Annotated in this window: 1 protein-coding gene; it reads right to left on the reverse strand. The window is 32.9% G+C overall.

Annotation, left to right across the window (positions count from 1 at the left end):
- Window positions 1–44 precede the first annotated feature (44 nt).
- Window positions 45–626: hypothetical protein (locus tag ACYQ5K_RS17550; RefSeq protein ID WP_459778176.1), on the reverse strand; the 582-nt coding region annotated here is incomplete at its 5' end.

Raw genomic sequence — 626 nt, forward strand, 5'->3', positions numbered from 1 at the left:
CTGTTTTCCTTTCCTCTCCCCTTTTCTTTTTCTTTTTCCTCCTCTTATCTTCTTTTCCCCTCCCCTCTTCCCTCTTTTTTCTTCCTTTTCTTCTTTTTTCTCTTTCCTTTTTCTTTCACTTCTTCTTCTCTTTTTCTTCCTTCTTTCTTTTTTCTTTCTTTCTTTTTCTCTCTTTTTTTCTCCTTTTCCCTTTTCTTTTTTTTTCTCTTTACCTCTTCCTTCTTCTTTTTCCTTCCTTTCTTTTTTTTTCCTCTTTCTTCTCTTTCTTTTTTCTCTTTTTTTCTTCTCTTTTCCCCTTTTCTTTTTTCTTTCTTTTTTTCTTCTTTTTTTTTTTCTTCTTTCTTTTTCCTTTTCTTTTTTTTCTCTTTTCCTTTCCCTTCTTTTCCTCTTCCCCTTCTTCCTCCCCTTTTTTTTTCTTTTTTTTTTTTTTTTTTTTCTTTTCTTCCTCTCTCCTTCCCCCTCTCCTTCTTTCTCCTTTTCCCTTCTCCCCTTTCTCCTCTCTCTCTCCCTTTTCTTTTCCTTTTCTTCCTCTTCCTCTCTTTTTCTTTTCTTTCTCTTCTTTTATTACCTCCTCCTCCACCCTTCTCCTCTTCTTTTTTTTTATCCTTCTTTTCTTCTTTTTTTTT

The sequence above is a fragment of the Allocoprococcus similis genome (assembly GCF_054660775.1).